Here is a 14,184-nt window from a genome sequence, read left to right as displayed (position 1 = left end):
ACGGTCAGGCCGCATTCCTCGCTGGAGAACCAGACACCGCTGCAAGCGCGCCGAGTGCTTGAGCAATCTGAGGGCTCCGCGCCCGGCGCGCGTGCGCCAGACGGGGAAGCCGAATACCCAGATCTAACCTGCAGACTCTCGTCATGAATGAGGGACCGGCAGGGGGCAGGTCACGTCGCATCTGACTTTCCGGCAGAACTGCTTATGCCGGAAGGGTTCGGCAGACCAGGGGAGGTGACCCTGTATCTCGGGCTGGCTCTGGTTGTTGGCCAAAGCGATGGCGGCGCGGCCCGCGCCAGGATCAGGCCCGCACGCCAAAACATCGTCGCGGTATTTCGGTTCAAGCGGCATGGCAGCGGGCATGGCGCGACCGGGACGCCAAGAAGCTCTGCAAGCGACATTTTGCGACGCATGGAATCGCGTGGAAAGCGATTGTCGCCGTGGCCGGCAAGCTCTCAAACAAGCTTTGGCGTTTGGCGGTGGACCCACCGTCCCCGTCAATTGCGGGAATGAAAGCGGGGCGCGGCCGGGATAACCGTCCGTGAAAAGGGCGGCATCCCCATCAGTCGGTGTGTACCGAAACGGTGTCTGGTGGCCGCTCGATCGGTTGGACACGATTGGGAAAGGCCGGTGATACCAATACTGCAAGACTCACCCGACAGTGCCCTGATCTGTACGGGATGGCGCTGTTTGCCCCACGACCGCGTAAAGCGCCAATCCCTTCTCGAAATCCCAATCATCAACTCTGAGGCCATGAAAGATGATCGCGACCGAATATTGCCGACTTATGGCGCGCGACTACAGATGGCAAAACACCTCACTCATCACCGCCTCTGACGGATTGACCGACGCACAGCACCGGATGGATCGCCGCGCGTTCTTCAAATCCATAGCCGCGACACTGAACCCCCTCTATTGGGCTGATGCCCTCATGCTTGAGCGGGTCAAAGGCAATGAGCGCCCACAAGACACGCTCGCGCATTCGCTGAACAGCCCATCAGACTGGACTGAATACAAAACCTTGCGTGCGCAGAGGGATATCGAAATCGAACAATGGGCAGCCGGCTTGGCCGATGCAGAACTCTACGACAGCGTCAGGTGGTACCCTCCTGACGGCTCGGCCCTTACTGAAATGCCAAAAGCGATCTGCGTCGTCCAGGTATTCACCCACCAATCCCATCAGCGCGGGCAGATACATGCCATGCTCACGGCTATGGGGGCCGTCCCTGAATTCCACAGCGGCCCTCGCAAACGCGCCAAACTACAACCCGCGTGCGGTGACAGTTGTCCACATAAGAAAGACCCCCGAATTTCTCCGGGGGTCCCTTTCAGTGCTTGTCTGATGGTCAGTGGGCCGGATGTTTGTCCCAGTCCTCACGCTTGGGCAGTTGCTCGAACGTATGCTCGGGCGGCGGCGAGGGCAGGGTCCATTCCAGCGTGTCCGCGTATTCGTTCCACGGGTTTCTCTCGGTCGCGGGCGCCCCTTTGCGCAGGGCGTAGAACATGATGCCAAAGAACAGAAGGAAGGACGCGAACGACAGCAGCGCCCCCCAGCTGGACACAAAGTTCCAGGTGGCGAAAGCCTCGGGGTAGTCGATGTAGCGGCGCGGCATGCCCTGACGGCCCAGGAAATGCTGCGGGAAGAAGGTCAGGTTCACGCCGATGAAGAACATCCAGAAGTGAAGCTTGCCCAGCGTCTCGTTGTACATTTTGCCGGTCATCTTGGGGAAATAGAAATACGCCCCTGCAAAGATGGTGAACGCCGCGCCCATCGACATCGTGTAGTGGAAATGCGCCACCACATAGTAGGTGTCGTGGTAGGCGCGGTCGACGCCAGCCTGCGACAGCACGATGCCGGTCACGCCGCCGATGGTGAACAGGATCAGGAAGCCAAGTGCGAACAGCATTGGCGTCTTGAATTCGATTGATCCGCCCCACATCGTCGCGATCCAGCTGAAGATCTTTACCCCCGTCGGAACCGCGATGACCATGGTCGCCAGCATGAAGTAGCTTTGCTGGCGCAGCGACAGGCCCACCGTATACATGTGGTGCGCCCACACGACGAAGCCAAGCGCGCCGATTGCGATGATCGCCCAGACCATCGGCAGATAACCAAAGATCGGCTTGCGCGAGAACGTCGCGAAGACATGGCTTGCAATGCCAAAGCCCGGCAGGATCACGATGTAGACTTCGGGGTGTCCGAAGAACCACAGGATGTGCTGGTAGAGAATCGGGTCTCCGCCGCCGGCCGGATCAAAGAAGGTGGTGCCAAAGTTGCGGTCGGTGAGCAGCATGGTGATGGCGCCGGCCAGCACGGGCAGCGACAGCAGGATCAGCCAGGCGGTGACAAAGATCGACCAGGCAAAAAGCGGCACCTTGAACAGCGTCATGCCAGGCGCGCGCATGTTCAGGAAGGTGGTGATGATGTTGATCGCCCCAAGGATCGACGAGGCCCCCGAAACGTGGACCGCAAAGATCGCGAGGTCGGTCGACATGCCCGCTTCGGACGTGGACAGCGGCGGGTAAAGCACCCAGCCGATGCCCGATCCAAGCTGCCCGTTGCCCCCCGGAGAGAACACCGAACAGATCGCCAGCGTCGTGCCCGCCGCATACAACCAATAGGACAGGTTGTTGAGGCGCGGGAACGCCATGTCCGGTGCGCCGATCTGCAACGGCATGAAATAGTTGCCAAATCCGCCGAATAGCGCGGGGATGACCACAAAGAACATCATCAGGATGCCGTGGCCGGTGATCAACACGTTCCACAAGTGCCCGTTGGGGGTGCAGTTTTCTGTGGCGGTGGGCCACAGACGCGCCCCTTCCATACACATGAACTGAACGCCCGGCTCCATGAGCTCAAGCCGCATGTAGACCGTGAATGACACCGAGATCAGTCCCGCGATCGCCGCGGTGATCAGGTAGAGAATCCCGATGTCCTTGTGGTTCGTCGACATGAACCAGCGGGTAAAGAACCCTCTGTCGTCGTGGTGATCGTGGCCTTCAATGGTAGCGTCCGCCATCATCTGCCTCCTGTTTCTTGTCCTGGGGACGTCGTCCGCAGGAATCTGCCGGATGAAGGCTGGCGCCCTCGGATTTGGTGTACTGGGTCTGTCGAAGACGCGCGAAAATCGCGTGTTTCGCCCCGTGTCCAATTCCCGTTTTAGAATGTTGCAGACGACGCGTAAATACGGCCTTTGGTCCTGATCAAACTTTATTGCGTCCAGACGGTCGCCCCGGCGTGTCCCGGTACCGTCAAGATCCGGTAAATGCGCGCTGGCCCACATGCCTGCGCCGGGGTTCCTGGCCTGTGCGAGGCCTGGAACCATGTCATGTCCGACCGCGTTACCCGTCTGAAACCGCTGCCACGGGAGACGCCGAAGATGGCCCTGATCGACCATATGTTCCACGAACCGCTGTCGCGCCGCGTTGCGCGTCTTTTCGAAACGCCGTTTGCACGTCGCCAGCGTGCCTTGGCTGCGCGTGTGGCCGCACTGCGCGCGATGTCGGATCGCGAGCTTTCGGAGCGTGGCCTGTCGCGGGATACGATCTTGCCGCATGTCTTTGGCGGGCGCTGACAGCCGGGCCGAATCGACCCTCATTCCTGTTACGACGATGCTGGTGCGCCGGGCTTGCCACTGTGCGCCGGCGCTGCTCGCCCGCATCGGCCCGCGGTCCCGGTGGCGGCGGGTTTGAACGGTCGCTGCGTCCCTGTTCAGGGCGCCGATGCCGTTGACAGCTCGATGATTTCGGTCGTCATCTGTTCTTGGCGTGCGCGCTGGAATGTGGCCTGCAAATCCGTCGCAATGCGTTTGACGTTGGTCTGGGCGCGAGACATGGCCGTCGCCCGCGCTGCGTTTTCCGCTGCAAACCCCAGCATCACTGCCTCGCACAACGCGGTGAAAACATATTCTTCGATCAATTCCGATACCAGTTCGCCCGCAGCGAGCGTGGTCAACGGCGCCTCTCGCCGCTGGGCGGGGAAGCGGCTGAAATCGAACGGAAAAAGAAGGCGTCGTGTCAGCGGTTGATCCAGCGCCTCCGGGTCGGCGAACAGGATCGACACCGGTGCCCCCCCCGACCTCGTCAGCCGGTCGAACAGCACGTCCGACAGGCGGCTTGCAAGGGCCGGCACATCATGTGGGTGAGATGCGGTTTCGGTGACCCAGACCGGTTTGACCCCGCGCTCGTCAAGCGCGCTGCCGGTGCGCCCGCCGACGATCAGCAGGTCCGCGCCGCGCCGTGCATGGTCATCCGCGGCGTCGGCGATCCGGTCTCCGAAGGCGCCCGAAAACCCTTGCGCAACCCCGACGACGACGATCAGCCCCGGCCTGTCGATCGGTTCCGGCGCCGTTATCCGGGCGGCCGCCAACGCGGTGCCAAGCGCCTGCGCCACGCTGGTTTCATAGGCGCGAATCGGCGCAAGATGGTCCCGCGCTTCGTGCTGACGCGCCACGGCCAGCGCCCGCAGCGTGGACACGATGCTTTCGATTTCGCGGATATTGTCGATTCGGTCGCGGATGTCTTCCGGTCGGGTCATGCCACGGGCGCCTGTTCCGGGTGCGGTTTCGGGCCCGGTTTTGCGGCAGGCAATCGCGCGATCGCGGTCTTGACGCAAGCGATTGCGGCAGCGCGGGTGGCGTCATCGACCCGCGGGGCGGTACGCAACGCGGCAAGCCGAGGCTCGGCCGCAACCAGCGGACCCAGCGCGGCCTTCAGCGCCGGGAACTGGCGCAACGCGACGCTTTCAAGCGCGCCATCCGTCAAAGCCGCCAGCAGCGCGACCTGCGCCGTGGTCGACAGCGGGGCATAGCGCTCCTGGGCCAGCAAAGCGCCGATCCGTTCGCCCCGGTCCAGGCGTTTCTTCATCGCCTCATCGCCAAAGCCCCCGAAACGCGAGAACATCTTCATTTCAAGATATTGCGCGTAATCCAGCCGCAGACGCCCTGCAATCGACCTGAGCGCGGGGGCCTGCGCCTTGCCCCCGACGCGGCTGACCGACAGGCCCACATCGACCGCCGGGCGCTGGTTGCCGGCAAACAGCGCCGCCGAGGTGACGATCTGCCCGTCGGAAATTGATATGAGGTTGGTGGGAATGTAGGCGGACAGGTTGCCTGCCTCGATTTCGGCGATGGGCAGCGCGGTCAGCGACCCCGCGCCGCGCGCCTGCGACAGCTTGGCCGACCGTTCCAGTAGCCGGGCGTGCAGGTAGAAGATGTCGCCGGGATAGGCTTCGCGTCCCGGCGGCTGGCGCGACAACAGCGCAAGCTCACGGTGCACGGCGGCGTGTTTGCTGAGGTCGTCATAGACGATCAGCGCGTGCCCGCCCCGGTCGCGCACCCATTCCGCCATGGACGTCGCCGCAAAAGGCGCCAGCCAGCGCAGACCCGGTTCGGACGTGGCGGGCGCCACGACAAAGATCGTGCGGTCGAACGCGCCTTTTTCGCGCACCGCTTCGATCACCCGGCGCACGGCGGTGGTGCGCTGACCGATGGCGACGTAGATGCAGACGATGTCGCTGTGTTTCTGGTTCAGGATTGCATCCACCGCGATGGATGTCTTGCCGGTGCCCCGTTCGCCGATAATCAACTCGCGCTGTCCGCGCCCGATGGCGAAAAGCGCGTCGATCACCAGCAGCCCGGTTTCGACCGGCTGCGTGACGAAATCGCGGTCGATGATCGGGGGCGCGTCGCCCTCGGCCAGCGCGGTGTCGCTGGCGCCGACGGGGCCAAGGTCGTCCAGCGGGCGCCCCATGGGGTCGACCACCCGTCCCTGCAGGGCCTTGCCCACCGGGACGGACGCAAGCTGTCCGGTGCGGGTCACGGCGCTGCCTGCCTCGATCCCGGTGGCGGGGTCCAGAAATGCCGCCTGCAGATCGCGTTCGCCCAGGTTCAGCACAAAGCCGCGCGCGCCGTCGCAAAAATGCAGCACCTCGCCCAGGCGCGCGCCGGACAGGCCGGACACATGCGCCAGACCGTCCGCGATTTCGGTCACCGCGCCGGTTTCGCGCGCTTCTGGCCCAAGCGTTGCCGAAGCGACGCGCGCCTTCAGCGTCTCAAGTCCCGGATCCGTCGTCATTGTCCAGCGCCTCCGAAATGCGGGTCAGGTCATGGGCGAGCGAGTTATGGATGGCACCCGTGGACGAGCGCAGCTCGAGCCCGGAAATCAGCGTCGGGTCGACCTCGATGGGGGCGTGGTCCAGCCCCAGCGGAATCAGCACCGACCGTGTGGTGGCGAGATCGCCGTCCGTCAGCGCGGTCGAGGCGACCAGTCTGACATCTGCGCCGCCCAGCATGGCGTCGCGCCTGGCCTCGGGCAGGGAGGCCAACTCGGCGGCCAGCCGCCGGGCAAAACCGGCGGCGGTGGGGGGATCCGGCAGATCCGACAGCGCCCGCGCGGCGATGGTTTCGGCCAGGTCGCGGGCGCGGCGCAGGGTGACGGCCTGTGCACCGTCGACGATGCGGGTGGCCTCGGTCCGGGCATCGGCGATGATTCTGTCGGCTTCGGCACGGGCCGCTTGCACCAGCCTGGCGCGCTGCGCCTCGCCATCGGACTGCGCCCGGGACAGCATGTCGTCGCGCGCGATCGCGATCTTGTCGGTCTCGGCGCGCGCAACGGCCTCGGCGCGCGCGGCCTGCGCCTGCGCGGCGTCGGCGGCATCCTGAGCCGCCACGATATCCGCCTGGCGCCGCGCGATGATGTCGGCCACCGGGCGGAACAGGAAATGCCGCAGGATCGCCAGCAACACCAGGACGTTGACGATCTGAAGCCCGAATGTCAGCCAGTCGAACTGCATGGCGTTACTGGACGAACGGGTTGGCGAACAGCAGCAGCAGCGCGATGACAAGGCAATAGATCGCCGTGGTCTCGATCATCGCAAGGCCGACGAACAGCGTGCGCGAGATTGTTCCCGACGCTTCGGGCTGCCGGGCGATGGCCTCCATCGCGCCGGCCACGGCCCGGCCTTCGGCCAGCGCCGGGCCTAGCGCGCCGAACGACACCGCAAAGGCGGCGGCGCAGATGCTGACCAGTTCGATATAGTTCATGACGGGGGGTCCTTTTCCTGGGGAGCGCTGTCCTCGACCGCCGAGGCGATGAAGACGAGGGCGAGAATGGCAAAGATGTAGGCCTGAACCGCGCCGGTCAGCAGGTCCAGCGCCATCAGCGGGATCGGCACCAGCAGGCCGGCCAGCGACAGGATGATGCCGATCACGAAAACGCCGCTCATGACGTTGCCGAACAGGCGGATCATCAGCGAAAAGGTGCGGGTGATCTGTTCGACCAGGTTCAGCGGAATCATCACCCAGCTGGGGCGGGTAAAGCTTTTCAGATAGCCCAGGACGCCCTGCGCCCGGATCCCGTAGCCAAGGGTTGCCGCGAACACGATCAGCGCCAGTGCCGCATCGGTTTCCAGATGCGCGGTGGGCGGCTCGATCCCCGGAACCAGCGACGACCAGTTGGCCGTGAGGATGAACAGAAACAGCGTGCCGATCAGCGTGCGAAAACGGGCAGGGTCGCCGGGAATGGTGGCGCGGATCTGGTCGTCGATCGCGCCGACCACCAGTTCCAGCACGGCCTGCCCCTTGCCGGGGCGGAGGGCAAGCCGCCGGGTCATGGCAAAAGACCCAAGCCCCAGCAAGAGCAGGATACCCCAGGTGACCACGACCACCCAGCTTATGGCAAACGGGCCAAGATTGAAGGCATAGGTCAGGTCAAGCGGCGAGTCGGTCATGGCGTTGCCTTTCGCGCGGCGCGCAACACCCACGCCCGTCCGACCGACACTCCGGCGGCGGCGCCGATCAGTGCCCATGTGTCCAGCCGGGCACACAGGTATAAAAACAGCGCAAGGCCCGTCATGCGGGCCATCTGAAGCGCGACCGCCCGCATCTGCCCCGCGGCCAGCCGGACCGCGACCAGGCGCAGGCTGCGGAAATGCAGATACCCGGCCCCAACCCCTGCCAACGCCGCAAGCGTGGCGATTGCGGCGGATGTGACGAACGCGCTCATTGCTTTCGCATCCAGCGCATGGCGAGCCACAGGCCCAGCCCCGCGCCGATCATCGTCAGCGCCGCCGCCAGCATGATCCCGCTGCCCAGCCGAAGATCCAGCCAGTTGCCCACCGCCGCGCCCAGGATGGTCGGCACCACGATCACCCAGCCCAGCACGCCGATCTGGCCAAAACGTCGCGCGAGCGACGGTTCGGGGTCGCGCCTGCCGGCGTCGTCCCGTTCACGGGTCCTTCGGGCGGCATCGGCGATCCTTTCCTTGCCAATGTGCGGGTCTGGCGTGGTCATCGGAAATTCCCGGCAAGATCGCTTCCCGGCGCCGCCGTGCCGAGATGTCGGATCAAGCTGCGGATCGCGGTGGTGTGCAGGCGGGTCTGTTCGGCCCTGGCCTGGCGCGCCGCATCAAGCTCGTCTTCGATCGCCTGCTGCACCAGCACTTCGAGCGAGGCCAGATCGCGGCCCGGCACCGCCTCGCGGCAGGCCACATCGACAGTGGTGCCGCCGCGCATCTGCAACACGCCCCCGCGCAGCGCGCAATAGTGCCAGTCGCTGCCCGCGCCGCGCCAGCGCAGCACCGACGCTCCGAGCACGGTCAGGAAATCGGCGTGGCCCGGTAACAGGCCGAACCCGCCGCTGGCGTCCTCGGCGCGGATGGATCGTACCGCTGTGTCGGAAACGGCGACAGCCAGCGGCGTGGTGACGGTCAGGGTGATGGCGGTTCTCATGCGGCGGCCCCGCGGCGTCTGGTTTCGCGGGCGCGCGCCTCGTCAAGGGTGCCGATCATGTAAAGCGACCCTTCGTCCCAGTCGTCGCAGTCGCCCGCAAGGATGGCCGCGCAGCCCGCGACGGTATCGGCCAGCGGCACCGACCGGCCCTCCATCCCGGTAAAGGCGGCGGCGACAAAGAACGGCTGGGTCAGGAACCGTTGCAAGCGGCGGGCGCGGCCCACAAGCAGGCGTTCCTGACGGCCCAGTTCCTCGACCCCGAGCAGGGCGATCACGTCGCGCAGTTCCTGGTAGTGCTCGATCAGCTCGCGCACCCGGCCTGCGATGCGGGCGTGATCCTCGCCCACCACCAGCTTGTCGAGCAGAACCGATGTGGTGGCGATGGGGTCGATGGCGGGATAGATGCCCTCGGCCGCAAGCTGGCGCGACAGCACCACCGTGCTGTCGACATGGGCGCTGATCGCCGCCACGGCAGGGTCGGTGAAATCGTCGGCGGGCACATAGACCGCCTGAATGGCGGTGACCGATGCCCGCCCCACGGATGCGATGCGTTCCTGAAGATCCGCGACTTCGGTTTCCAGTGTCGGCTGGTAGCCGACGCGCGACGGCATGCGGCCCAGCAGGCCCGACACTTCGGCGCCCGCCTGAACGAAGCGGAACACATTGTCCATCAGCAACAACACGTCGCGGCCCTGTTCGTCGCGGAAATGTTCGGCGATGCTCATCGCGGTCAGGGGCACGCGCCAGCGTGCGCCGGGGGGCTCGTTCATCTGGCCATAGACCAGCACGGTCCGGTCCAGCACACCGCTGTCGCGCATTTCATTCAGCATCTCGTGGCCCTCGCGGGACCGTTCGCCGACCCCGGCAAACACCGAGATGCCGTCATAGCCCGACACCATCGAGCGGATCAGTTCGGTCACCAGGACCGTCTTGCCGACCCCGGCGCCGCCGAACATCGCCGCCTTGCCGCCGCGCGCCAGCGGGGCCAGCAGGTCAAGCGCCTTGATTCCGGTCGAAAAGATCTGCGTCTGGCCCCGCTGATCCGCCAGCGAGGGCGCCGCATGATGGATCGGGCGGCGGGGCGTGTCGTCGGGTAGGGGGGGCTGGTCGTCGCCGGTATGCCCCATCACATCCAGCAACCGGCCCAGAACCGCCGGGCCGACAGGCACGCTGAGCGGGCCTCCGGTCAGCCGCACCGGTGCGCCGCGCGCAATGCCCTGAGTGGATTGCAGGGCGATTACCCGCGCATGATGCGGGTCCAGATGCGCCTGGACCTCGGCGGTCACGATGGCGGAGCCGTTTTCGATTTCGACGGCATCGCGGATCGCTGGCAGCGCCGCGTCGATACGGATGTCCAGAACCGGGCCGCGCACGGCGGTGACTGTGCCCTGGGCGGTGCTCATGCCGACGCCCTGTCCGGGGGCACCCGGCGGGCGGTGCCGGACCGGGCGCGATTGCGCATAGACAGGAAAGCGGGTCGTGGCATTGCTGTTCGCCTTGAATCAAGTCTGCGCCGTGGGCTGCGCAACGTCGGCCGGGCGGCAAGGCCGGGCCGTGTGCGACGCGACCGGGGCGCCCTGACCGCAGAATATCTTTTTGCAACAGACGTATATTGATCTGGATCATGCCCTCATGCGGTTGTGACGGGTCAAGTGCATGAGGCTTGCGCATGGCCTGCGCGCTGGCGCAGCATGTCAACACCGGCAGAGGCCGACGAAAGGCGGCGGCGATCGCCCGTACCCCGCCAACCGCCGCCGGCGCGAAAGCGGGGCACGCCAGATCCGCCAGGACAGGAGTAAGACAAGATGTGCGTTTCTCTACCCGCGCCCCACCGGGACCGCCCGGCGCCATGACCCTGCGTCTTTCAGGACGGCTCGTCGTCGCGTGCCTCGAAGAGGCGCGTGCCCGGCTCCCGGAGCCGGGCGCCGAAGACGCCACGCTGGATCTGTCGGATGTCGAGGCAATGGACACCGCCGGAGCCTGGCTTGTCATCGACACCCAGACCCGCTGGCGCGCGCGCGGCAAGACGTGCGACATCACCGGGGCCTCGCCCCAGCATACGGAACTGCTGGAGGTCGTGCGCCGCAACATCCCGGCGAAAGACGTTTCCACGAAACCGCGCAACGACTTTTTCGACTGGCTTGAAACGGTCGGCCGTACAGCGTGCAGCGGCGGGCGCAAGCTGATCGAGATGCTGGGCTTTCTTGGCGCGGTGGTGGCGCGGTTCGGGTATGTTACGGCGCACCCCGGACGGTTGCGGCTGACGTCGCTGGTGCATCATATGCAGGAAATCGGGCTGAACGCGGTGCCCATCGTGTCGCTCATGGCGTTTCTGATCGGCGTGGTCATGGCGTTTCAGGGCGCTGTTCAGCTGCGCCAGTTCGGCGCCGAGGTGTTCGTGGTGGACCTGATCGCCATTTCGGTGTTGCGTGAGCTGGGCATCCTGCTTACCGCCATCATCGTCGCGGGCCGGTCGGGGGCCGCGTTCACCGCCGCCATCGGTTCGATGAAGATGCGCGAAGAGATCGACGCCATGCAGACACTGGGGCTGGACCCGATAGAGGTGCTGGTGCTGCCGCGCGTGCTGGCGCTGATCCTGGTGCTGCCGCTGCTGGGGGTCGTGGCCGATGTCATGGGCCTGCTGGGCGGGGCGATGATGTCGTGGATCGAATTGGGTGTGTCGCCGGGCATGTTCCAGACCCGGCTCCACGAGTCGGTCGATGTATGGCATTACGCGGTCGGGCTGATCAAGGCGCCGTTCTTTGCCGTCATCATCGGGGTCGTGGGCAGCTATGAGGGCATGAAGGTCGGCGGAGACGCCGCGTCGCTGGGGCGCCTCACATCGACCTCGGTGGTGCTGTCGATCTTTCTAGTCATCGTGGCGGATGCGCTGTTTTCGGTGTTTTTCGCGATTGTGGGGGTGTGATGGCGCAGCCGGGCGATGCCATTATTCAGGTGCGCGACCTGCGCAACCAGTTCGGCAGCCATGTGGTGCATGATGGCCTGGATCTGGATGTGCGCCGGGGCGAGGTACTGGGCGTGGTCGGAGGGTCAGGGACCGGCAAGTCGGTGCTGCTGCGTTCGATCGTCGGTCTGTTGCGCCCGCGCGCCGGCAGCGTCACCGTGCTGGGCACCGACATGCTGCACGCCCCGGATGACCGGCGCCAGAAGATCGAGCAGCGTTGGGGGGTGATGTTTCAGGACGGCGCGCTGTTTTCATCGCTGACCGTGCGCGAAAATGTCGAGGTGCCGTTGCGCGAACAGACGACCCTGTCCGCCAGAACGCGGGTCGCGCTGGCCGAACTCAAGATTTCGATGGTGGGCTTGCCGCCGAACGCCTGCGACAAGTATCCGTCCGAGCTTTCGGGGGGGATGCGCAAACGCGCCGGTCTGGCCCGTGCCCTTGCACTCGACCCCGAGATCGTCTTTCTGGACGAACCCACCGCCGGGCTGGACCCGATCGGGGCGTCGGCCTTCGATGCGCTGATAAAAAAGCTGCAAATGACGTTGGGGCTGACCGTGTTCATGGTGACCCACGATCTGGACAGCCTGCACGCGATTTGCGACCGCATCGCGGTTCTGGCCGAACAGCGCGTCCTTGTCACGGGAACCATGAAAGACATGTTGAAGGTCGATCAGCCCTGGGTACACGAATATTTCCACGGCCCCCGCGCGCGGGCGGCCGGCATAGCCGAGGATTGACACCGGATGGAAACCAAAGCCAATTTCGTGCTGATCGGCGCCGTGACGGTTCTGGGGGTCCTTGGGCTCTTGGGGCTGCTTGTGTGGTTCGCCAAGGTCGAGATCGACCGCCAGTATGCCTGGTACGAGGTGCTGTTCGACGATGTCTCGGGGTTGGGCATGGCGGGGGACGTGCGCTACAACGGCCTGTCGGTGGGGCAGGTCATCGGGCTGGGTCTGGATGACACCGATCCCAGCAAGGTACGGGTGCGCATCGAGGTCGCGGCGGGCACGCCGATCAAGACCGACACCACCGCCCAGCTCAATTCGCAGGGCGTGACGGGGGTGGCCTTTGTGTCCCTGAGCGGGGGAAGCCCGGAGGCGCCGCTTTTGCTCGACGCAAGTGACGCGGCCGACATCCCGCTGATCCCCTCGGAACGGTCTGTCATTCAGGCCCTGACCGAAGACGCCCCCGATCTGGTGGCAGAAGCGGTCGGTGCCATCCGCGAGATCCGCAGCTTTCTGGGGCCGGAAAACCAGCAATCGGTCGCCACCACGTTGCGCAACCTTGAAAGCGCCTCCGGCAAGCTGGAAACCGCGCTGTCTGATTTTTCCGATATTTCGCGCACCGTGTCCGATGGCACCGCCGAGATTTCAAAATTCACCGGGCGTCTGGATGACATCGGAACCACCGTGCAGACCTCGCTGGTCAAGATCAACGACACGCTGGACGTGGCCAAGCTGGCGATCGCCGAGATCGAACCGACGATGAAATCCGCCACCGGCGCGTTCGCCGCGGCGGAAAAGACCATCGGCGACGTCGACAGCCTTGTGCAGACGCGCGTGCCGCCCCTGGCGGACCAGCTGTCATCGGCCATCCTGTCCATCGAAACCGCCGTCACCGACCTGCGCACGCAGCTGGATACCGTGCTGGCGCAGATGGGCGGTACCGCCGATGCGGCGACGCAACGGTTTGCCCAGCTTGAACCGACGATTGCCAACCTCGATCTGACGCTGGCCGAAGCGCGCGCCTCGCTCGCCGCGGTGCAGGGCGCCTCGGGAAGCGTGCAGGGGCTGGTGGACGGCGAGGGCACCGCACTGGTGGCGGATGCCCGCGCCACGCTGAAATCGGCGCAGCAGACCATCGCGCGCATGGATCGCATGCTGCAAGACGATGTTCCCGCCATCCTGGCCGATGTGCGACGGGCGGTCGCCAGCGTGACGTCAGCGGTCGATCAGGTCGCAGGCGACATCACCGGGTTCACCACGCGGCTTGACCCGCTGGTCGCAAGCGGCGAGACGGCGGTGCAGGCGGCGACGCGGACCCTTGCGGATGCCAGCCGCAGCTTTGCCAATCTCGATCGCGCGCTTGGCACCACCGAAGCGACGCTGGATGTGGCCCGCGATGCCTTTGCCAGGGCCGACACGATCCTGGGTACCGATCTCGGGCCGGCGATCACCGATGTGCGCACCGCCGCCGGACAGTTTGAAACGACGATGGCTGCCCTGGCGCAAGATCTGCCCGCGATCACCTCCGATCTGCGCGATGTCATCGGCCGGGCCCTGGCGGTGGTGCGCAATATCGACACGACCGTCACCGCAAGCACGCCGCCGATCCAGAGCTTTGCACAAATCGGGCTGCCTGAATTTACCAAATTCGCCCGCGAGGCCCAGCAACTGGTCTATCGGCTGGAACAACTGACCAAGAAGATGGAGCGCGATCCGGCGCGGTTCTTTTTCGGCAATACCATCCCCGAATTCAGGAGATAGACGAA

The 14,184-nt window shown here is 65.3% G+C and carries 14 protein-coding genes and 2 pseudogenes; 6 read left to right on the top strand and 10 right to left on the bottom strand.

From position 1 onward, the window contains the following. Positions 1-147, top strand: a pseudogene (locus tag ATI53_RS13810) (IS3 family transposase); the annotation flags it as partial. A gap of 613 nt (positions 148-760) precedes the next feature. Next, a pseudogene (locus ATI53_RS13805) lies at positions 761-1,237 on the top strand (DinB family protein); the annotation flags it as partial. 109 nt (positions 1,238-1,346) lie between these two features. Here the strand turns inward: ATI53_RS13805 and ctaD are convergent. Continuing rightward, positions 1,347-3,020, bottom strand: a complete 1,674-nt coding sequence (ctaD, locus tag ATI53_RS13800; RefSeq protein WP_009506892.1) for a cytochrome c oxidase subunit I — start codon at positions 3,018-3,020, stop codon at positions 1,347-1,349. A 309-nt stretch (positions 3,021-3,329) separates the two neighbouring features. On the opposite strand from ctaD, the gene ATI53_RS13795 reads away from it, so the two are divergent. Next, positions 3,330-3,575, top strand: coding sequence for a hypothetical protein (locus tag ATI53_RS13795; protein WP_223866056.1), 246 nt, complete (start codon positions 3,330-3,332; stop codon positions 3,573-3,575). Between the two features lie 137 nt (positions 3,576-3,712). On the opposite strand, the gene ATI53_RS13790 is transcribed toward ATI53_RS13795, so the two are convergent. Genes ATI53_RS13790 through atpD form a run of 9 tightly spaced genes read right to left on the bottom strand, consistent with a single transcriptional unit; the run spans position 3,713 to position 10,131 of the window. Beyond that, positions 3,713-4,537 (bottom strand): F0F1 ATP synthase subunit gamma, encoded by an 825-nt coding sequence (locus tag ATI53_RS13790; protein WP_009506890.1) that lies wholly within the window; start codon positions 4,535-4,537, stop codon positions 3,713-3,715. Next, a complete protein-coding gene (locus ATI53_RS13785) occupies positions 4,534-6,075 on the bottom strand; it encodes a F0F1 ATP synthase subunit alpha (protein WP_009506889.1) in 1,542 nt (513 codons plus the stop codon). Before ATI53_RS13785 ends, ATI53_RS13790 begins: the two co-directional genes overlap by 4 nt. Continuing rightward, positions 6,053-6,793 (bottom strand): F0F1 ATP synthase subunit B family protein, encoded by a 741-nt coding sequence (locus ATI53_RS13780; RefSeq protein ID WP_111550640.1) that lies wholly within the window; start codon positions 6,791-6,793, stop codon positions 6,053-6,055. Before ATI53_RS13780 ends, ATI53_RS13785 begins: the two co-directional genes overlap by 23 nt. Before the next feature lie 4 nt (positions 6,794-6,797). Beyond that, positions 6,798-7,043 carry a F0F1 ATP synthase subunit C gene (locus ATI53_RS13775; RefSeq protein WP_009506887.1) on the bottom strand — a complete coding sequence of 82 codons (246 nt, stop codon included), beginning with the start codon at positions 7,041-7,043 and terminating at the stop codon, positions 6,798-6,800. After that, positions 7,040-7,729 carry a F0F1 ATP synthase subunit A gene (locus ATI53_RS13770; protein ID WP_009506886.1) on the bottom strand — a complete coding sequence of 230 codons (690 nt, stop codon included), beginning with the start codon at positions 7,727-7,729 and terminating at the stop codon, positions 7,040-7,042. The genes ATI53_RS13775 and ATI53_RS13770 overlap by 4 nt, the downstream gene beginning before the upstream one ends. Continuing rightward, on the bottom strand, positions 7,726-8,004 hold the full coding sequence (locus tag ATI53_RS13765) for a hypothetical protein (RefSeq protein ID WP_009506885.1): 279 nt from the start codon (positions 8,002-8,004) through the stop codon (positions 7,726-7,728). Before ATI53_RS13765 ends, ATI53_RS13770 begins: the two co-directional genes overlap by 4 nt. Beyond that, positions 8,001-8,291 (bottom strand): AtpZ/AtpI family protein, encoded by a 291-nt coding sequence (locus tag ATI53_RS13760; RefSeq protein WP_111550639.1) that lies wholly within the window; start codon positions 8,289-8,291, stop codon positions 8,001-8,003. The genes ATI53_RS13765 and ATI53_RS13760 overlap by 4 nt, the downstream gene beginning before the upstream one ends. Further along, positions 8,288-8,728 (bottom strand): F0F1 ATP synthase subunit epsilon, encoded by a 441-nt coding sequence (locus ATI53_RS13755; protein WP_009506883.1) that lies wholly within the window; start codon positions 8,726-8,728, stop codon positions 8,288-8,290. Before ATI53_RS13755 ends, ATI53_RS13760 begins: the two co-directional genes overlap by 4 nt. Then, positions 8,725-10,131: a F0F1 ATP synthase subunit beta gene (gene atpD, locus ATI53_RS13750; protein WP_009506882.1), complete on the bottom strand. Its 1,407-nt coding sequence runs from the start codon at positions 10,129-10,131 to the stop codon at positions 8,725-8,727. Before atpD ends, ATI53_RS13755 begins: the two co-directional genes overlap by 4 nt. A 446-nt stretch (positions 10,132-10,577) precedes the next feature. Between atpD and ATI53_RS13745 the strand changes: the two genes are divergently transcribed. Genes ATI53_RS13745 through ATI53_RS13735 form a run of 3 tightly spaced genes read left to right on the top strand, consistent with a single transcriptional unit; the run spans position 10,578 to position 14,179 of the window. Then, positions 10,578-11,654: an ABC transporter permease gene (locus tag ATI53_RS13745; RefSeq protein ID WP_009506881.1), complete on the top strand. Its 1,077-nt coding sequence runs from the start codon at positions 10,578-10,580 to the stop codon at positions 11,652-11,654. Continuing rightward, positions 11,654-12,430 carry an ABC transporter ATP-binding protein gene (locus tag ATI53_RS13740; RefSeq protein WP_009506880.1) on the top strand — a complete coding sequence of 259 codons (777 nt, stop codon included), beginning with the start codon at positions 11,654-11,656 and terminating at the stop codon, positions 12,428-12,430. Before ATI53_RS13745 ends, ATI53_RS13740 begins: the two co-directional genes overlap by 1 nt. A 6-nt stretch (positions 12,431-12,436) precedes the next feature. Beyond that, on the top strand, positions 12,437-14,179 hold the full coding sequence (locus ATI53_RS13735) for an MCE family protein (RefSeq protein ID WP_111550638.1): 1,743 nt from the start codon (positions 12,437-12,439) through the stop codon (positions 14,177-14,179). Positions 14,180-14,184: the final 5 nt, after the last annotated feature.

This window comes from Salipiger aestuarii, from assembly GCF_003259905.1.
Taxonomy (GTDB): Bacteria; Pseudomonadota; Alphaproteobacteria; order Rhodobacterales; family Rhodobacteraceae; genus Salipiger; species Salipiger aestuarii.
Note: the sequence above shows the minus strand (reverse complement) of the source record. Positions and strands in the feature narration are given on the sequence as shown.